At 45.4% G+C, this 16420-nt stretch carries 24 protein-coding genes; 21 read left to right on the top strand and 3 right to left on the bottom strand.

Annotated elements, in window-relative coordinates; translation table 11 throughout:
* The first annotated feature begins 238 nt into the window (after positions 1–238).
* From AZI87_RS12040 to AZI87_RS11990, 12 genes are all read left to right on the top strand, one after another.
* A complete protein-coding gene (locus AZI87_RS12040; RefSeq protein ID WP_063207307.1) occupies positions 239–862 on the top strand; it encodes an AAA family ATPase in 624 nt (207 codons plus the stop codon).
* A gap of 228 nt (positions 863–1090) precedes the next feature.
* Entirely contained in the window at positions 1091–2182 is a 1092-nt protein-coding gene (locus AZI87_RS12035) for a hypothetical protein (protein WP_063207304.1), read from the top strand.
* 43 nt (positions 2183–2225) lie between these two features.
* Positions 2226–2555, top strand: a complete 330-nt coding sequence (locus tag AZI87_RS12030; protein ID WP_063207302.1) for a GNAT family N-acetyltransferase — start codon at positions 2226–2228, stop codon at positions 2553–2555.
* The gene (locus AZI87_RS12025; protein ID WP_063207299.1) at positions 2555–3337 is read left to right on the top strand and encodes a hypothetical protein; all 783 of its coding nucleotides are present in this window, start codon (positions 2555–2557) and stop codon (positions 3335–3337) included. The genes AZI87_RS12030 and AZI87_RS12025 overlap by 1 nt, the downstream gene beginning before the upstream one ends.
* Positions 3338–3339: 2 nt before the next feature.
* Positions 3340–3585 (top strand): hypothetical protein, encoded by a 246-nt coding sequence (locus AZI87_RS12020; RefSeq protein ID WP_063207296.1) that lies wholly within the window; start codon positions 3340–3342, stop codon positions 3583–3585.
* Positions 3585–4280 carry a hypothetical protein gene (locus AZI87_RS12015; RefSeq protein ID WP_063207293.1) on the top strand — a complete coding sequence of 232 codons (696 nt, stop codon included), beginning with the start codon at positions 3585–3587 and terminating at the stop codon, positions 4278–4280. The genes AZI87_RS12020 and AZI87_RS12015 overlap by 1 nt, the downstream gene beginning before the upstream one ends.
* A gap of 1 nt (position 4281) precedes the next feature.
* The gene (locus tag AZI87_RS12010) at positions 4282–4761 is read left to right on the top strand and encodes a tail fiber protein (protein ID WP_063207290.1); all 480 of its coding nucleotides are present in this window, start codon (positions 4282–4284) and stop codon (positions 4759–4761) included.
* A gap of 132 nt (positions 4762–4893) precedes the next feature.
* A complete protein-coding gene (locus AZI87_RS12005) occupies positions 4894–5448 on the top strand; it encodes a hypothetical protein (protein WP_063207287.1) in 555 nt (184 codons plus the stop codon).
* On the top strand, positions 5445–5993 hold the full coding sequence (locus tag AZI87_RS12000) for a transglycosylase SLT domain-containing protein (protein WP_063207284.1): 549 nt from the start codon (positions 5445–5447) through the stop codon (positions 5991–5993). Before AZI87_RS12005 ends, AZI87_RS12000 begins: the two co-directional genes overlap by 4 nt.
* Positions 5990–6166 (top strand): hypothetical protein, encoded by a 177-nt coding sequence (locus AZI87_RS18140; protein WP_155722559.1) that lies wholly within the window; start codon positions 5990–5992, stop codon positions 6164–6166. The genes AZI87_RS12000 and AZI87_RS18140 overlap by 4 nt, the downstream gene beginning before the upstream one ends.
* Positions 6166–6381, top strand: coding sequence for a hypothetical protein (locus tag AZI87_RS11995; protein WP_063207281.1), 216 nt, complete (start codon positions 6166–6168; stop codon positions 6379–6381). The genes AZI87_RS18140 and AZI87_RS11995 overlap by 1 nt, the downstream gene beginning before the upstream one ends.
* Position 6382: 1 nt before the next feature.
* On the top strand, positions 6383–6763 hold the full coding sequence (locus AZI87_RS11990) for a hypothetical protein (RefSeq protein ID WP_063207278.1): 381 nt from the start codon (positions 6383–6385) through the stop codon (positions 6761–6763).
* 215 nt (positions 6764–6978) lie between these two features.
* Here the strand turns inward: AZI87_RS11990 and AZI87_RS11985 are convergent, their stop codons facing one another.
* A complete protein-coding gene (locus AZI87_RS11985; protein WP_063207275.1) occupies positions 6979–7452 on the bottom strand; it encodes a site-specific integrase in 474 nt (157 codons plus the stop codon).
* 1036 nt (positions 7453–8488) lie between these two features.
* Between AZI87_RS11985 and AZI87_RS11980 the strand changes: the two genes are divergently transcribed.
* Entirely contained in the window at positions 8489–9025 is a 537-nt protein-coding gene (locus AZI87_RS11980; RefSeq protein WP_081112215.1) for a tyrosine-type recombinase/integrase, read from the top strand.
* 154 nt (positions 9026–9179) lie between these two features.
* Here AZI87_RS11980 and AZI87_RS11975 read toward each other — a convergent pair whose 3' ends face one another.
* Positions 9180–9509 (bottom strand): hypothetical protein, encoded by a 330-nt coding sequence (locus tag AZI87_RS11975; protein WP_063207272.1) that lies wholly within the window; start codon positions 9507–9509, stop codon positions 9180–9182.
* A gap of 192 nt (positions 9510–9701) precedes the next feature.
* Here AZI87_RS11975 and AZI87_RS11970 point away from each other — a divergent pair, with 192 nt between their 5' ends.
* The 4 genes from AZI87_RS11970 to AZI87_RS11955 are packed head-to-tail and all read left to right on the top strand — an operon-like array spanning position 9702 to position 12764.
* Entirely contained in the window at positions 9702–10316 is a 615-nt protein-coding gene (locus AZI87_RS11970) for a 2OG-Fe(II) oxygenase family protein (protein ID WP_063207269.1), read from the top strand.
* 2 nt (positions 10317–10318) lie between these two features.
* On the top strand, positions 10319–11068 hold the full coding sequence (locus AZI87_RS11965) for an ABC transporter ATP-binding protein (RefSeq protein ID WP_063207266.1): 750 nt from the start codon (positions 10319–10321) through the stop codon (positions 11066–11068).
* Positions 11065–11820 carry an ABC transporter permease gene (locus AZI87_RS11960; protein ID WP_063207263.1) on the top strand — a complete coding sequence of 252 codons (756 nt, stop codon included), beginning with the start codon at positions 11065–11067 and terminating at the stop codon, positions 11818–11820. Before AZI87_RS11965 ends, AZI87_RS11960 begins: the two co-directional genes overlap by 4 nt.
* Before the next feature lie 11 nt (positions 11821–11831).
* Positions 11832–12764 (top strand): ABC transporter substrate-binding protein, encoded by a 933-nt coding sequence (locus tag AZI87_RS11955; RefSeq protein WP_063207260.1) that lies wholly within the window; start codon positions 11832–11834, stop codon positions 12762–12764.
* Here the strand turns inward: AZI87_RS11955 and AZI87_RS11950 are convergent, their stop codons facing one another.
* Positions 12765–13310 carry a hypothetical protein gene (locus tag AZI87_RS11950; RefSeq protein WP_063207258.1) on the bottom strand — a complete coding sequence of 182 codons (546 nt, stop codon included), beginning with the start codon at positions 13308–13310 and terminating at the stop codon, positions 12765–12767. It lies immediately after the preceding gene.
* 251 nt (positions 13311–13561) lie between these two features.
* On the opposite strand from AZI87_RS11950, the gene AZI87_RS11945 reads away from it, so the two are divergent.
* From AZI87_RS11945 to fabD, 4 genes are all read left to right on the top strand, one after another.
* On the top strand, positions 13562–14116 hold the full coding sequence (locus AZI87_RS11945; protein ID WP_063207255.1) for a DUF177 domain-containing protein: 555 nt from the start codon (positions 13562–13564) through the stop codon (positions 14114–14116).
* 72 nt (positions 14117–14188) lie between these two features.
* Entirely contained in the window at positions 14189–14374 is a 186-nt protein-coding gene (rpmF, locus tag AZI87_RS11940; protein WP_063207251.1) for a 50S ribosomal protein L32, read from the top strand.
* A 23-nt stretch (positions 14375–14397) separates the two neighbouring features.
* Entirely contained in the window at positions 14398–15393 is a 996-nt protein-coding gene (locus tag AZI87_RS11935) for a beta-ketoacyl-ACP synthase III (RefSeq protein WP_063207248.1), read from the top strand.
* Positions 15394–15395: 2 nt separating this feature from the next.
* Positions 15396–16370, top strand: a complete 975-nt coding sequence (gene fabD, locus AZI87_RS11930; RefSeq protein WP_063207245.1) for an ACP S-malonyltransferase — start codon at positions 15396–15398, stop codon at positions 16368–16370.
* The last annotated feature ends 50 nt before the right edge of the window (positions 16371–16420 follow it).

Genomic DNA, 16420 nt, shown 5'->3' with positions numbered 1-16420 from the left:
ATTTATCTGGACTCTCGGCGGTGTGGCTGTCGCGGCCGTGCCGACGGGAATTATTTATTTATCGGAATTATTTTTTCTGAAAATAAAAAAATCAATTATGGGAAATAAGTATGAAAAAATCGTGGATGAGGAAAATAGCTGACGCCTGGTTTGATTTAATCGGCGGTCTTTTATTAATTGTAATTTCCCTGATTTTTTTCTCAATGGGAATTTTCATAATTAATTTCTGGACCGGGTTATGAAATTCCAGACGGCCGACTGCATTTGTATTTTCGGAAAACGAAAATCAGGAAAATCGTATCTAGCACGCAAAATTAACGAGATTTATCCTCGGCAGGTAATCATTGATCCCGTGGCGGACTGGACCGACGGCGAAATCGTTTCAAGCTTTCGCGGTTTTGCAAATAAATTAAGGGAAAAATTAAAAACCGGCGCAAAAAAATATAAAATCATTTTTCGATTTTCGCCTGACGAAAAAAATACGCCGGAAATATTCAATGAAATTCTTCGTCTCTGCTATTACGCCGGTGATCTCCAGGTCGTGATCGATGAAGTTCAAATGTTCTGTAATCCACATTGGATGCCACCATGGCTAAAGAATCTTGCATTTATCGGCCGACATCAAAAAGTCGGTCTCTGTAATATTACGCAAAGACCGGCGCAAATAAATAAAGGACTTCTTTCGCAAGCGGAACATATATTTTGTGGGCAGCTTCACGATAAAAATGATTTACGAGCGGTTGCTGATTTTATTGGTGACGATACAGATCAATTAATTAATTTACCCGCGCGGAATTTTATTTATTTTTCTCCGACTTACGGAAAAAAAAGAATTTCCACCGAAAATAATTCCGAAAAATAAAAATAAATCCAAAAAATAAACAGGCCTTGTGTTCCCTCAAGGTTGCTCCGAGTCTTAAAACTGCTAGCTCATGAAGAGCGAAAACAAAACAACAACAACAACAGGAGTTGAAAATGCCAAAGTTTGATAAATCGACCGTTATTACGGCGCTTGTGGTGATCGTAGCTTTTATGTTCGCCTACAACAAAAATATCTTGGGTATTAAGCAAAAACTTGGTGGTTCATAATATGGCCGACAAGAAAATTGCCCTAGATCAGGGCCCAAAACGTCGAATTTTCGATGTGAAATGGGAAGAGGGACAAGTTGTCACTCATAAAGTTTCGAATGATACTTGTCTCGTTGGTATTCATATCAACATCAAGGGTTCATTCGTTCACAACTTCACAGGCACGCCGTCTTTCAGAGCTGAAGGCGCGATGGATTCTCTGATCAATTACATTGAATTTGTCGACGATCGCCAGGGCCAAGTGAAATACTTGCGTCCTCACTTCTTGCACATGCAACAAATCAGCGCGATGGGCACACCGTCACGTCGTTTGTTCTCTGTAGGCGCAACGGAAAACCTGTTCCCGACGACAGAGGGCGCACCTCAACCGGGCACTACTGGTCAAGTCGTATCAATCGACGAATCAGTATATCTGCCTTTTGAGCACGTTTACTGTGAACCGGGCGGTTTCGGCCGTGAAACAACATACTTCAATACTCGCCGTTCTACGTCGACAGTGTTGAAGTTCCATTGCGGCAACATGGCAAGACTTGTTGCAAATGCCGGTGGCGGTATCACTTTCGCGAATCAAAAATTCACGATTCAAGTTTCTTACGTCGAAAGAACTGATTTCCCTGAAAACGTTGTGTTCGATCTTTGGAGACAAATCCAAAAATCAGAACCGTTTTCCGGTCAAGTCTTCGATAAAGAAATCGAAGTCAATACAGGCACGAAGCTTTCAGGCCTTGCGCTTTACACGGTTGACGGATCCGCTGCGAAAGCTGCGACGAACAAGCTTATCCGCAAGCTTGCTTTGCAAAAAAATTCGCGCGGTGCCGAGCAAGAGATTGGCTTTAATACTCTACAAGATGCGAACCGCATCGAATACGGTATCGAGCCGAAATGGGTTAACGGTGCAAACCGTATGGACGGCTTTGCGCACTTAACACAGATCTCTCGCAGAGATATGGCAACGGCTTTGGACACTTCTAAGGAAGGTGGAACAAGCACGCTGAAACTCAAAATTGATACTAACGATTCTTCGTTGGTTGACTACACGAGCCCAGCGACTTTGTACATCGTAACTGAAGAAGTTGTGCCGCCGAAAGTGTAATCAAAAGGGGCTCTTTTGAGCCCCTTTTCTTCGAGGTTCTAGAATGAAACTTTATCATTCATATATAAACGAACGACTTAATCAGGAACTATTTTTAATTCCTGAGGTGGGTTTTGCCGTTTATAGAATCATTAAGAATGATTGTTTTCTTGTAGATATCTTCGTCGCAAAAGAATATCGGCGCACGGGCTATGGCCTTGTGATTGCCGATGAAGTTGTGAAAATCGCGAAGGCGCAAGGTTGCACCAAGCTATATGGAACCGTATTGACTACGGCAAATGGCTTTGAAAACTCGAAGGGGGCACTGGAGTTTTACGGCATGAAACAAATCGGTGCCGATGGCGACCTTCTGATCTACTGGAAGGACATCTAATGGGTGGTAGTGATCCAATTTCATCTGCTGTAAAATCAGCGACGAGTGTCGTAAACAACGTCGTTAAAGAGACTGGAAACGCTCTCGAAAGTGGCCGTAAGTTTGTTGAGGGCGGAGATATCGGGAAAATCGTAAAAACGGCGACACAACCGATTGTAGCGCCGATTGAAGCTACTGCACATCTTGCGCGCGGAAATGTAAAGGGTGCCGTTGGAACCGTGGCATCGGCCGCCGTAAATAACAACCCGGTGTCACAAGTGATAAACTCCAGTGACACTGTAAAAAAATTCGCTGAGAGCGACACAGCAAATAATCTCACACTTGGTTGGTCTCGTGATGCCGTTCGGAACGTCAACGCTTCTGAAAGAATTAAATCGGGCAACGTCACCGACACCGATCTTTCGGATATGGTTCGCTATAACGTAAGATCCGCAGCTTACGCCGCCGGTGGTGGTTATCTTTTAAACAAGGGCTACGTCTCTAAGGCCGTTGATTATGCCGTCGCGAACCCTACAGACGCTTTAGTCGTCGGGAAGCTCGCTTCTGAAGGAAAGTACGAGGATATCGGCAAAGGTGTTCTTGATACTTACATTCCTGGCGCGAGTGACGTGATCGATTCAATTTTCAATCCGGCACCGGCACCTCAACAACAAGGGCCTTATGAACAAGGCACTATCTCCACGCCTGGTGGTGCTTTTGGTAGCTCCACACTTCTTTGGGTTACTGTCGCGGCAACGGCCGCTTTCATATTCACACTTTTACTTAAGAAAATGAGGAAATAAAAATGGCTGAATTTTTTGACGAAATCAAAAAGAACCTAAGCGACACCGGTCTTACGCTTGCAAAAGATTGGATTGCAAGTGTCGCAGATGCAAATCGCCCACAAACTCAAACGGCACCGGCACCGACGGCGACACTTGCGCCGGACGTGGTGGCAGCTCAAAAGCAAAATCAAACCGTTCTCTATGTCGTTCTCGGACTTGCGGCGGCAGGAATTTTATTTCTATTCCTTGGGAAAGGTAAAAAATAATGCCTGAATTTTCACAAGACCTTTTAGACATGCTTGTTAGCGACATGAAGGCGCGTAAAGCTGCTGCTGTCTCTGATAACGAGTTGAATCGACAGAATCAGGGCTTTCGCGTAAAGATAGATCTTTCGGCAGCACGCGCAGAAAATAATCCGCTGGCAGTTGATTTTCCTTTTAAAAGCGTTTTTGTCGAGAATGCCACGGATGCAAGTGTTCAAGTTTACCTAAGAGCGACGTCGAAAGAAGATCATCAAACGGCGTTCCTATTTAAGATGCGTGACTCTTGGACTATCGAATATCAAGTACCTAGAGCATATTTGCATTGGGCCGCACAGCCAGGGAAAACGGCAACGCTAGTTTTCTTCCCTGATTCTGAATTTAGATCGGGCTCGCAGCTTTCTGTAACGAGTGGCGGTGTTTCCGTTAGTGACGGGTCGGTCGTGAACACGCCGGTTTCGGTTACGCTAGCGGCAGGTGTTGCGGCAGTGATCGTGCCTCAAAATTTAGATCGGAAAGTCGCTCTCATCGAAAATAAAACTGGTTCAGATATTTGGATCGGCGGCCCTGCTGTTTCAAACGCCGGTGCGAATGAAGGGATCCGCATAGCTTCGGGCGAACGCCTTGAGTACCGAAACACCGGCGACCTTTATGGATACAGTGTGGGCGGCGGCAAGGTGACTCGCGTGGAGGAAACATAGGATGAAACCGATTCCAATTTCCCTACCCGCCGGAACTATTTTGCCTTTCGCAGGTATCAATATTCCCGACGGTTTTATGCTTTGTGACGGCCGTGCTTTGAGTCGCGCAGCTTACGCCGGTTTATTTCAAGCCATTGGAACCGCACACGGCGCGCCCGATGTGAATCAATTCAATATTCCAGATTATCGCGGCCGCTTTTTGCGTGGCGTGGATTTCACTGCGGGACTGGATCCAGATAAAGCTACGCGAACTGCCATGAAGCCAGGCGGCGCCACCGGTAACGCACTTGGATCCGTTCAAGGCGATCAGATCCGCGCGCATAATCACACGTATCAGTTCAATCAAACCGCTGTCGGTTCGCGAACTGAGCCCGCCTTACAGACGAGCGGCAACGGTGGAAACTCTCAAACGACGAATAATACTGGTGGCAATGAAACTCGCCCAGTGAATGCTTACGTGAACTTCATCATCAAAACTTAGGAGGAGTGATGGGATTGTTAGAAGCTTTAGTTTTAGTAGCGATTGGTTTTGGTTCCGGCTACGGCGCAAAAGAACAAGAGTGTCTTAAAGCGCAGCAAGCTTGCGTAACTTGCGACCAGGCGGAGTAATTTTATGGCAACTGATTTAGAGTTGGGCAAGCAAGCCCTTAAATATTTTCACAACCGATCAACTAGGTATTCTGCCTACGGCAATCGTACCTATGAAGAGTTGTATGCCGTCTATGGAAAGAAGGCAGATATTTACGCCGATGGAATTGGCCTCGCGATCAGTGCCAACAACATGTCCCAGGGCGACGTTATAAAAGCCATGGAAGGCCTCGCTGACGTCGCCCAGGGACGCATTCCAAAGGACCACCAGGAGTACATCAAGGCTCTTGGAAACAAAGCCTCGCAGATTAACTACCTTGATCTAACTACAACGGTAGCGAAAGACGTTGGAACGACCGTCTTGGATGGAACTGTGACCTTTGGAAACAGCGTTATCACTTCGATGTCCTGGCTTACTTCCCTGCTCCCGTTTTTGTTGATCGGTGGCGTGATCTTTTACATTTATTCGTTCGGAAAAAATAATTCCACTGTTTCAAAAGAAACAATGGATTCGATCAAGAAAAAAGTAAAAGAAGGCACGGCCGCTGTAAAAGCGAGAGTGAAAAAGGCAACGAAATGATCGAGTGGGTTATCATCGGAGGAATTTTATATATGGGCAGCGGTGACAAAAAAACGGCCGTAACAAACAAAGATTTCAAGCGATTCGATCCGCTTCTAAAAAAGTATGCCTCTCAATTCGGTTTAGATTTTCATCTCATGCGTGCAATTTGCATGAAAGAAAGTACGTTCGGCTATCACCCACGCGTGGCGCGCGGTCTCGCGGCACCTTCCGACGTTGAGGGCTCGAAATCGGAGGACGGGAAATCTTGGGGCGTAATGCAAGTCACTGTTCCCACGGCTCGCGATTACGACACAAGTGCGACGGCCGAAAAACTCAACAACCCAGAGTATTGCATTCGCATCGCTGCTCAGTATCTCGCATGGCTTAGCTTGCGTTTCCCGGTTACGGATCCACGTCGCACCGAGTGGATGATTAAGGCTTACAATCAAGGCCTGGGAAACACAAATAAAGAGCGTAACGGAACGATCTCTAAAGGTTTCGCCAACGACTACTTCAATTTGGTTGTTGGATTTTACAAACAAAGCAAGGAAGGCACAATATGATCGAAGTTATTAAGCGCGTAGGCGCGATGTTCATTTCAAAAAAGAGACTCGTTTCTTGGGGATCCGCGATCGCGATCGCATTAGGTGCGGCGGCCGTTGGAATGCAAACGAGTGAGTTCAAAGAAGCGGTGTGTGGCGCACCGACTCTCGCACCTATCACACAGGAGAAGTAATGGAATCCGTAAGAGCCGTGATCGGCGATCAAAATTTAGTATCAGCATTTTGGATGGTGATCGGCTCTGTCGTGCTTTCAAATATCGGCCTCCTGGTGGGCGCGGCCGTCTCCCATTTCCGCAAGATCCAAAAGATGCGGAAAGATATCAATGAAGCCCACCGCTTGATTAGAATTTTAAGAAACCAAAACAACGACTCAAACGAAGGAGAGTAAAATGTTATCGTCATACGTGGTTCACTACAAAAATAAATATCCAAACGGCAAGGTCGATGCTTCAGACGACAGACTCGATGTGTATTGCGCAGACGGCGTTCATCGCGTTGCGCTTCGCAAAGGCGGCGACGGCGTGATTCGCGACAAGAGCAATGAGCTTGGTGCGATTGATAAGCACGACTTGTCACCTATTCCAAAGAACACTCGTGTGTATAAGCTTCACGCTGACGGCCGTATCGGTCTTGATGAAGAAGCTAGCGCGCGTATCGAAGCTTCACGCGAGTTGGTGCAAGCCGACAACCGTATTCTTTCAATCGAAGAATACAAGAAAATGGCAGGGTACACAGTTGACCAGATCGGAAACGTGCAAGCCCCAAAGTAATCGAGCCGGAACCTGCGCCACCGGCGCCAGAACCTCCGGCCGAACCAAACCCGCCAGCGGCACCCGAGCCTCAAGCTCCACCGGCGGATCAAAATGCGGATGCTCAGAATGCAAACGCACCTACGACAGAGAATCAAAGTTCGGACTCCCAAGAGAGCCCAGAACAACAGAGTGCTACCTAGTAGACTCTCAGGCGCGGAAACACCGCGCCTTTTTTATCCGTTCCCGTACATCAACGCGCGCATCGAATCTTGCGCATAGACGAAATCAACATACACTTGGGTATTAAGAATGTTCTTGTGGCCGAGCGCGATCTGCACAAGCTTGATATCTTTTGTTTTGCGATAAAGATTCGTCGCAAAAGTGTGGCGCAAGCAGTGCATCGTTTTTTCTTTATTCGGAGTGTAGAACTGCCAGATCTGGTAAGCCCGGTCGTAACTCAGATTAAAAATTTTCGCGTCTGGATCCAGGAGATGCCAGTCTTTCACGCCAAACCAGTCTAGAACGAATTTTCTTACGGCCCTGGCTAGTCCGATAGCCATTGGAATTTCGCGATCCCTAGAGCCTTTTAGCGCGCGAATAAAGATCGTCGCCTGGAACGGATTAAAATCGCGGATCTTCGCATTCAAGAGTTCTTGCACGCGAGGGCCTAAATCGAGCAGGCATTGGAATAGCAGCGCGTTACGCACGTCCTCAAGGGTACGGAGGCCCCTGCGCAGTGAAGCGCGTAAATGGCCTTCCTCTTCGATCGTAAGCACTTTTGCGGATGTGATGGTGTGTTGTCGCTTCATCGCTACGCAATATAAACCAATATCGACTTACTGCGTTAGGGAATTTTTTTTTAAAGGTGTAGGGTTTCTGGGGGTGAGCCCCCTTGCGCGGTGGTCAACACGCAATGAAGTTCCCCTAGATGGAACCCGTGCTCTTCCCACAACGAATAAAATTCGAGAAGTTGTGAAAAAGTCACGGATTGACTCTTAATCGAGGCGGCGGCGCACTGTTATCAATTCACAAAATCACTCTGAGGAAAATATCGTGAATATCCTCTCACCCCTCAGACGCCCTAGTTCAAAAAGTCCCCTACAAACCCTTTTTGAAACCGTTTGTTATCCCCTTTTAAGAGCTTGGTCCTCTGCGGACACATTTCTCGAGCCTTAGACAGCATGGAACCTTTTTGCAATTTCACTTGATGTAAGAAGTGCATTGCTTTAGTTTTCCTTTCGGGTGCTGTCGTCGGAAGTTCGCGGGACTGTTCTTCTGGCGCCGCTGTAGCCTCATCCGTGAGTCTGCTAGCGCGTCCTTAAATGTTTGATTTTCTTGCTGAAAATCGCTGAAATTAAATTTAAAAAACGTGTGGTAACGATCTAACTTTAATTCCAGAACATTTCGCGAAACTTCCGATGACTCTCCCTATTCTCGCGCCTCCGCGCGTGATATGAACCCAGTTTAGTCCCGTCTTTTTGGTCACTCCGCCGACGTCCCGCATAAACAAAAAATTCTCTAGAACAACGTCCTAACGCGCACCGTCTAGTTATATTCTTTAGTATTAAGTTATTGATATTATTATATATTTTATTGGTGGTTTTTAATGGTGGCATTCATGACGCTATGCATCTATTTATTATTCACTGCGTCTAAACAAATATTTTCTACATGTCGCCACTTTGAATGCAAGGCGTTATGAATATCGGTTGTCAAAGCCACCTGGACTCTTGATGATGAGTTATGGCATCGGCAGCACCTCGGTATCAGCTCAATAAAAACAAATATCTTCTCGCGCCCGAATCAGAACGTTTGCGAAAAATTCTCACAGATTTTGAAGATCGAGATCCCCGCAATTGTTTGATGATTTGGGTGGGATTAAGAACCGGAGCCCGAGCTCAGGAAATTTTGAATATCCAGCGCAGTGATTTGAATCCCTATGATGAAACGGTTTTCATCCGGGGTTTAAAGAGCTCGAATGACCGGGAAATCCCCCTTCATTCGCAGCTTTTTTCTAAACTTCATCGCTTTGCGGAAAACCAAGGCGGAACGAAGGTTTTTCCCATCACCTATGATCGTCTCTATCAGGTCTGGCAATTGTATCGCCCCGTCCCAAAGAAGTTTCACGCTTTGAGGCATACTTTTGCGATCGAGCTCTATCAAAAGACGAAAGATTTGCGCTTAGTTCAGGTGGCTTTAGGACACAGAAATATCACAAACACCATGGTTTACGCGGACTACGTGTACTCCCAACAGGAGCTTCGCAAACTCATCCTTTAATTTCATAAACAGACCCGGATACTCTGAACCTTTTGACCGAAGCCCCTGGGGCAAATGGCTTCTTTCTGCTTGAGAGCTTCGAAAAATAAAAAACGCCTTCTGTTAGGAAGGCGTTGGTGGTTCGTATTTTCGTATTTAAAATCTGTATCTAAAATTACTCTGCAGAGCTGATTTCAGATGCAAGGCGCTCGAATTGTTTTGATTCAGAAGCACGGTGAGATCTTTTTTCCTTTTTAAAAGCCAAAAGATCTTTCTTAGTCGGAGAATTATAAGATACACCCGAGTTTTCAACGACAACGATGCGTTCACGAACTTGAGCCGCAGCAGCTTGATCGCGAGCTTCATCGATATTGCCTTTCACTGTAGAGTGCAACTCACCTTGAGCTTTGACGTTCTCAGAAATAAGAGCGTTAAAGTCCGAGATTTTAGCGAAGCTCACAGCCGGAATCATTGCGATGATTGTTACAAGAACTTGCTTTTTCATAGTTTCACTCCTTGTGGATACGGATTACTAAAGCAAGTGCGGTGCCACGCGGAACCCCGATATTTTGGCTTTGATATGGGGGGCGCCGAAAAAGCGCCTAACACATGTCTAACTAGTAGTGAACTTCTTGAAATGAGACAGGATTCGCCCTATCTTGAAAGCTAATAAAGCGACTATAAAAGGCGTCTCAAAATGATCAAAACTTTGTTCCCCACATTCGTTTATTACTCCCCTTTAGCTGTGAAGGGGCAGCCAAAACTTCTTAAAGAACTTAAAGACGAGGCGTATAAATTTGCCGAAATCGACGAGGAGGGACAGGCTTGGTCTAAAAAGAATTATAAGGGCGGTTACACTTCTTATGGTTCTTTAGCGCAATTGCATCGCTACTCTTCGACATTTGAAACACTGGAAAAAGAAATCAACAAACACGTTCGCAAATTCGTAAAGCATCTTGAGATGGATATTGACCCAAAAGAATTAAGAATGAGCTCCTGCTGGGTGAATATCATGCCGACGGATGTGATTCATACCATGCACATCCATCCGCTTTCAGTGATCAGCGGCACTTATTATGTTCAAACGCCGAAAAACTGTTCTTCAATTAAGTTTGAAGACCCACGTCTGGATTCATTCATGGCGTCCCCGCCACGCAAGCACAATGCGAAAGACCATAACCAACGCCATTATTCTTTAGCACCTCAAGAAGGTCATGTGGTGTTGTTTGAAAGCTGGCTCCGTCATGAAGTTCCTAAAAACGACGCCCACAAAGAACGCATCAGCATCAGCTTTAATTACGACTGGGTGTAAAGATGAGCGAAGGCTTGGGTATTGAAATCAAAGAACTTCACAAAAGCTTTCAAAAGCGTGAAGTGATTCATAATCTCGATCTGAAGATTGAACCCGGCTCCTTTGTTTCCCTCGTCGGCCCTTCGGGTTGTGGCAAATCCACCCTGCTGAGACTGATCGCAGGTCTAGAAAAACCAACAAAAGGGGAGGTGAGCCTCTCCCCGTCTGGCAAAAATATTTTTAGCTTCGTCTTTCAAGAGGCCAACCTGCTTCCTTGGCGCAGTGTTTTTGAAAACGTCGCTCTGCCGTTTGAGCTTAGTGATGATTTAAAAAAAATCTCTGCCGACGAAAAATCAAATTGCATCCGTGCGGCACTTAAAAAAGTTCACCTGGAAGACAGCGAAAATCTTTTTCCTCATGAATTGTCTGGCGGAATGAAAATGCGTGTTTCGTTAGCGCGGGCTTTAGTCAACCAACCTCGACTTTTGTTGATGGATGAACCTTTTGCCGCCCTGGATGAAAACACGCGCTTTGAAATGCAAAATCAGCTTCTAGAATTGTGGAAGAAAGAAAAAATGACGATCGTGTTTGTCACTCATTCTTTGTTTGAATCCACTTATCTTTCTGAGCGAATTATTATGTTAAAAGGACCTGGTGCAAAAAAAGTCGTCGATCAAAAAGTGGAACTTCCTGCCAATCGCACTGAAGAGCTTCGCACGTCGGAAAACTTAAACCATATTGTTAGAAGTATTTCGGCGAGGTTTAAAGAATGAAACGCTTTCTTCCTGCAGTGATAAGCTTCATTGTTCTTACTTTGCTTTTAGAACTGGCCGTTCAAAAAGGTCTTATAAGTGATACTTTAATTCCTGCACCAACATCTGTTTTAAAAACACTTCAAGAAATGCATGAGGACTTTGCAACCGCATTTCAAGAAACTCTTTTCAATGTTCTTGCTGGACTCGCCTTGAGTATTCTTATCGGCAACTTGATTGCGTTTGTGTTCTCACTTTCAGATCTCTTAAAACGCGCCATTTTACCGTTTGCCGTGTTTTTTCAAACTGTCCCTATTATCGCCATTGCTCCGTTATTGGTGATCTATTTCGGCTTTGGAGCACCGACAGTAATAGCGTCGAGCTTTATCGTCTCGTTGTTTCCGATTATCGCAAACACACTGATGGGTCTAGAAAGCGCCAGTGAATCTCAAAAAGATCTCTTTCGCATTTATCATGCGTCTCGTTTGCAAATGCTTTTAAAACTTCGTATCCCCTCGGCCTATTCTTATATTTATTCTGGACTAAAAATCTCGACTGGTCTTTCCATCATTGGAGCCATCGCGGGGGAGTTTGTCGGCGGTGGCGGCTTAGGTGCTTTGATTGATTCAGCACGCACGCAACAAAGAGTAGACATCGTCTTTGCTGCATTATTATTGTTATCACTCATGGGACTATTATTTATGGGCACGCTGACGGCCGCTCACAAACTCATCGTGTTACGCCGGCCTTTTGCCTCTTCATCACAAGAATAAGGACTTACGAAATGAAATCTTGGCTTTTAAGTTTAACTTTTCTTTTAGTCTCCCCGGCTTTTGCGCAAACACCGACTTCAGTCACACTGGCGTTGAATTGGAAAGCAGAACCTGAATTCGGTGGGTTTTACGCGGCCGCCCTTCAAGGGATTTACAAAAAGCATGGTTTAGATGTGAAGATTCTCGAAGGTGGATCTGGCACGCCCACGGTGCAAATGCTTGCAAACGGCAAAGTGGAATTCGCTATTGTCAGTGCTGATGAAATCATTCTTTCTCAAGATCGCAATTCAAAGAACAAAGTCAAAGGTCTGTTTGCTGTCTATCAAACATCACCTTATATCGTGATGAGCCACGCGGAAAAAAATTATAAAAACTTGAAAGATGTTTTTATGAGTGAAGGCATTCTTTCGATGCAGTCGGGTCTACCTTACTATCAATATTTAGTTCAAAAGTTTGGAAAACCCAAAGTCAAAGTAGTTCCCTACGCAGGAGGCGTTAGCAACTTTTTGAACGACAAGAATTTCTCTCAGCAGGGCTTCATCACAACAGAGCCTTTAAGCGCAGAAAAAGCCGGAGCCAAAGTAAAGACATTCTTAATTGCCGAAGAGGGTTTTAATCCCTACCTGGTGGTGATTGGCGCCACCGAAGAAACGCTATCTAAAAAGCCAGATTTAGTTAAAAAGTTTGTCGCAGCTTCGCGTGAAGGATGGATCGCCTATCTGAAAGATCCTAAAGACACAAACAAACACATGGCTACATTGAATAAGGCCTTCGACCTAGAAACATTCAACAAAGCGGCGGATGTTCAAAAACCTTTGATTGAAACAAAGGAAACCTTGGGCTCCATGAGTTCCACTCGCTGGAGCACCTTGGTTCAACAGTTAAAGGAATTAAAGCTTATTAAGACTTCGCCTAAAGCTGAAGATCTTTATATGAATTACTGATTATTTTTTAACTGACTCAACAGAGACAGCCATGGCTTCTGTGTAAGAGGCCTGGATCTGATCTCCAACTTTGATACTTTTCAAAACATCAGCCTTAGGAACTTGAAGGACAATAGTTCTTTCCGGTCCTTTCACTGTGATGGCCTGAGCTTTTGAGTTTACTTTGATCACTGTGCCTGTTGCCGTCACTTGATTCACCATGCGAGCGGCAGGTTTTTGTCCGGGTTGAGACTCATCCACTTCAGTCGACTCACTCATAGCCACCGGAGCACCACCGCCTTTTTTGATATCCCAAGCGAGGGACTCTTGATAGTCGACTTTTAGCACATCCCCTTTTTTAATCTGGGCAAAATTTCTGACTTCGTCGCCAGCAACTACAGCCACCTCTTCACCAGAATCTGTTTTTAGAACAATCTTGCGGCTTTTCTGATCAACAGAAACCACGGTCGCCTGAACCTGAATAATGTTGGCGGTGTTGATCGCGGCGTGAGCCGGCACGGATTGGAACATAAATACCGCTGCTAAAGCTAAAACCAAACGTTTCATGGGTCTCTCCTTGTGATTTCTATAAAAATAAACAAGTTGCCGTGGGATTCCAAAAACCGCCGCGCCTTTATGTTAACAATCTTAAAAAGGCCTATTTTGAGCCCGCCTAGAATTCGCAGCCTCTGCACCCGCTTAATTCCAGCTGGAAAAAGAGGGCAAAACAGGGCTTGACCTAGCGCTTCCAAATGTCTTAAAACATCCTGCTTGCCACTAGTTAAAGTGTTGATTTTGGCCGCACTTAAGGAGTTCTTATGAAAATTAAACTGACCGAAGTTCCTGAAGAGGGACGCTCTTATTCTTGGTCCACAGAAACAGGCGAGGCCAATGCCGTTCTGAAGGATATCGTCGGTAAGAATCATTATCAGACTGAGTTTTTCATTAAACCCTTAAATTCTCGCGACTTCGAACTTACGGGCCGTATTGTGACGAAGTCCCCTGAAGTGTGCTCTCGCTGCGGTATCGACATTGATTATCCAGTGAATGAGAAGTTTCACGAGATTCTGATCCCTAAACAAGATCAGCCTCGCAATAGCAAGTATTCAAAGGTGAACCACGTCAGCGATCTTCCAACGGAAGGCCCTGAGTTCTCTGAATACGAAAATATGGTGTTTGATATGGGGGAATTCCTTCATGAGATCGTGGCTCTTGCTGCGCCTTTTAATCCAGCATGCCCCGAAACCGTGGATGGAAAGCCTTCGGATTGCAGAATTCCCGAGGAAGGACAGCTCTTTAGCTACAATGAAGAGATGCCTACAGAAAAGCCTCAGAACCCTTTTGCGGTTCTAAAGAATATCAAACTCAATTAAAGTGTTGATTTTTATTGTTCTTTGGTTAAATTAACGTGCTTCAATTATAAATGACTCAAAAAGAGGTTTGAAATGCCAACTCCTAAGAAGAAAACGTCTCGCTCTCGCCGTGACATGCGCCGCTCTCATGACGGTCTATCTGCTCCTGCAGTAGCTGTTGAAAAGAAAACTGGCGAGCTAGTACGCCCTCACCGTGCATCTAAAGGTGCTGACGGTGCATTGTACTACAAAGGCAAACAAATCAGCGCAGCTAAGTAATCACTTACAGCAAGGTTGACTCCATGGCAGGAATGTATCGATCTCGAGTTTCAGGGATAGGCTCGTATCTACCAGAAAAGATTCTTTCTAATAAAGATCTTGAAAAGATGGTGGAGACAAACGACCAATGGATCGTTGAAAGAACAGGGATCGAACGCCGCCATATCGCATCGGAAGATCAGGCTACATCTGATCTTTCCGTGATCGCCGCTAAAAGAGCTCTTGAAGACGCCAATTTAAAAATCGAAGACATCGACATGATTCTAGTGGGCACCGTGACTGGCGACCATCAGATGCCGTCCACGGCTGCTTATGTTCAAGCAAAGTTGGGCGCTAAAAACATCATGGCGGTGGATTTGAATGCCGCTTGTTCTGGCTTTCTTTATGGTGTCTCTATCGCCGACCAATTCATCCGTACAGGAATGTACAAAAACGTTCTGGTGATCGGTGCTGAAGTTCTTTCTCGCTACATGAATTACAAGGACCGTGAAACTTGCATCCTCTTCGGAGATGGTGCGGGGGCATGGGTTGTCTCTCGTGCTGCGGAAGGCGATAAAAACGTCATCGAAAGTTCTCATCTTCATGCAGATGGAACTTTAGCTGAGCTTTTGATTCTGCCTGCCGGCGGAAGCCGCATCCCTCAATCTCATGAGGCGATTGATAAAGGCCTGAACTTCATGACAATGAAGGGCCGTGAAATCTTCAAAAATGCCGTTCGTACAATGGCGTTGTGCTGTCAAGAAGCTCTAGAGCACAATAAAGTTTCCCCTGAACAAGTTGACTGGATCGTGCCTCACCAGGCCAATAAGCGCATCATCGAAGCTGTTGCGGACCAGTTCAAGTTCCCTATGGAGCGCGTGATTGTTTACCTTCAAGAAACAGGTAACACCTCTGCAGCCTCCATCCCTCTTGCCTTTGATTGGGCAGTTAAAAATGGAAAAATCAAACGGGGTCAGACGATTCTGCTTACCGCTTTCGGTGCAGGTCTTACTTCCGGCAGTATTCTATTGAGGTACTAAAAATGTTTACATTAGCATTTCCTGGACAAGGCAGCCAACAACCTGGCATGGGCCGTTTTTTGTTTGATAACTTCAAAATCGCTCAAGAGACTTTCGAAGAAGGCTCTGAAGCTTTGAAGCAAGACATGAAAAAACTGTGCTTTGAAGGCAGTGAAGCAGATCTTGCTTTGACGGAAAACACTCAACCCGCTTTGCTTTTGGTATCAACAGCTACGCAAAGAGTTTTGCGTAATGAATTTAATTTGAAAGTTTCTGCAGCAGCTGGTCACTCTATTGGTGAATACGCGGCTTTAGTTGCGGCTGATGTGATTCGTTTTGATCAAGGCATGCGCGCCGTTCGCACTCGTGGACAAGCTATGCAATCGGCTGTTCCTGTTGGTAAGGGCGGCATGGTTGCCGTTCTTGGCTTAGAGCCCGATCAAGTTGAAACACTTTGCAATTACGTCGTGAAAAATTCCGGGGTGGGTCCACTTTCTCCAGCAAATTTCAACTCTCCGGGACAGATCGTGATCTCAGGATCGCAGGCCGCTATCAATTGGTTGAAAGACAACTTCAAACCAGAAGTTATTTTTGCTGATGCTCCCAAAAGAGCCAAACTTATTCCATTGACGGTGTCAGCCCCATTTCACTGTGAAATGATGAAGCCCGCAGAAGATAAAATGCGCGAAGTGCTGACCGCGATGGAATTCAACAAGGCCGCATTCCCTATTATTCAAAACTTCCATGCTAAATCTGAAACAGAAGGTTCTGTTCTTCGCGAAAATTTGATTCGCCAAGTTTCTGCACCTGTTCGTTGGACTCAAAGCATGGAGACTTTAAAAGCCATGGGTCACTCTCAAATCATCGAATGTGGCGCAGGTAAAGTCCTTCAAGGTCTTCTAAAAAAGATTGATGGTGATTACTTCAAAGTGATGACCACAACAAGCATGGAAGATATTAAAAATATTGAGGATTTTTTGAAAGCTTCGAGTCATTGAAATTTCTTGAGCTTTACTCTGAGTTCGGCCAAAGTGTGCTGAAAAGGACT

It is taken from the genome of Bdellovibrio bacteriovorus (assembly GCF_001592745.1).
GTDB lineage: Bacteria > Bdellovibrionota > Bdellovibrionia > Bdellovibrionales > Bdellovibrionaceae > Bdellovibrio > Bdellovibrio bacteriovorus_B.
This window is presented reverse-complemented; position numbering and strand designations above follow the sequence as displayed.

Bases quoted from the DNA above. Each gene is read 5' to 3' on its own strand.
- AZI87_RS11960 (WP_063207263.1), top strand. From the start codon at position 11,065: ATGAAACGCTTTCTTCCTGCAGTGATAAGCTTCATTGTTCTTACTTTG.
- AZI87_RS11995 (WP_063207281.1), top strand. From the start codon at position 6,166: ATGGAATCCGTAAGAGCCGTGATCGGCGATCAAAATTTAGTATCAGCA.
- AZI87_RS12015 (WP_063207293.1), top strand. From the start codon at position 3,585: ATGCCTGAATTTTCACAAGACCTTTTAGACATGCTTGTTAGCGACATG.
- AZI87_RS11955 (WP_063207260.1), top strand. From the start codon at position 11,832: ATGAAATCTTGGCTTTTAAGTTTAACTTTTCTTTTAGTCTCCCCGGCT.
- AZI87_RS12020 (WP_063207296.1), top strand. From the start codon at position 3,340: ATGGCTGAATTTTTTGACGAAATCAAAAAGAACCTAAGCGACACCGGT.
- fabD (WP_063207245.1), top strand. From the start codon at position 15,396: ATGTTTACATTAGCATTTCCTGGACAAGGCAGCCAACAACCTGGCATG.
- AZI87_RS11950 (WP_063207258.1), bottom strand. From the start codon at position 13,310: ATGAAACGTTTGGTTTTAGCTTTAGCAGCGGTATTTATGTTCCAATCC.
- AZI87_RS11975 (WP_063207272.1), bottom strand. From the start codon at position 9,509: ATGAAAAAGCAAGTTCTTGTAACAATCATCGCAATGATTCCGGCTGTG.
- AZI87_RS12035 (WP_063207304.1), top strand. From the start codon at position 1,091: ATGGCCGACAAGAAAATTGCCCTAGATCAGGGCCCAAAACGTCGAATT.
- AZI87_RS12030 (WP_063207302.1), top strand. From the start codon at position 2,226: ATGAAACTTTATCATTCATATATAAACGAACGACTTAATCAGGAACTA.
- rpmF (WP_063207251.1), top strand. From the start codon at position 14,189: ATGCCAACTCCTAAGAAGAAAACGTCTCGCTCTCGCCGTGACATGCGC.
- AZI87_RS11980 (WP_081112215.1), top strand. From the start codon at position 8,489: ATGGCATCGGCAGCACCTCGGTATCAGCTCAATAAAAACAAATATCTT.
- AZI87_RS11970 (WP_063207269.1), top strand. From the start codon at position 9,702: ATGATCAAAACTTTGTTCCCCACATTCGTTTATTACTCCCCTTTAGCT.
- AZI87_RS18140 (WP_155722559.1), top strand. From the start codon at position 5,990: ATGATCGAAGTTATTAAGCGCGTAGGCGCGATGTTCATTTCAAAAAAG.
- AZI87_RS12005 (WP_063207287.1), top strand. From the start codon at position 4,894: ATGGCAACTGATTTAGAGTTGGGCAAGCAAGCCCTTAAATATTTTCAC.
- AZI87_RS11935 (WP_063207248.1), top strand. From the start codon at position 14,398: ATGGCAGGAATGTATCGATCTCGAGTTTCAGGGATAGGCTCGTATCTA.
- AZI87_RS12000 (WP_063207284.1), top strand. From the start codon at position 5,445: ATGATCGAGTGGGTTATCATCGGAGGAATTTTATATATGGGCAGCGGT.
- AZI87_RS12040 (WP_063207307.1), top strand. From the start codon at position 239: ATGAAATTCCAGACGGCCGACTGCATTTGTATTTTCGGAAAACGAAAA.
- AZI87_RS12010 (WP_063207290.1), top strand. From the start codon at position 4,282: ATGAAACCGATTCCAATTTCCCTACCCGCCGGAACTATTTTGCCTTTC.
- AZI87_RS11965 (WP_063207266.1), top strand. From the start codon at position 10,319: ATGAGCGAAGGCTTGGGTATTGAAATCAAAGAACTTCACAAAAGCTTT.
- AZI87_RS11990 (WP_063207278.1), top strand. From the start codon at position 6,383: ATGTTATCGTCATACGTGGTTCACTACAAAAATAAATATCCAAACGGC.
- AZI87_RS12025 (WP_063207299.1), top strand. From the start codon at position 2,555: ATGGGTGGTAGTGATCCAATTTCATCTGCTGTAAAATCAGCGACGAGT.
- AZI87_RS11945 (WP_063207255.1), top strand. From the start codon at position 13,562: ATGAAAATTAAACTGACCGAAGTTCCTGAAGAGGGACGCTCTTATTCT.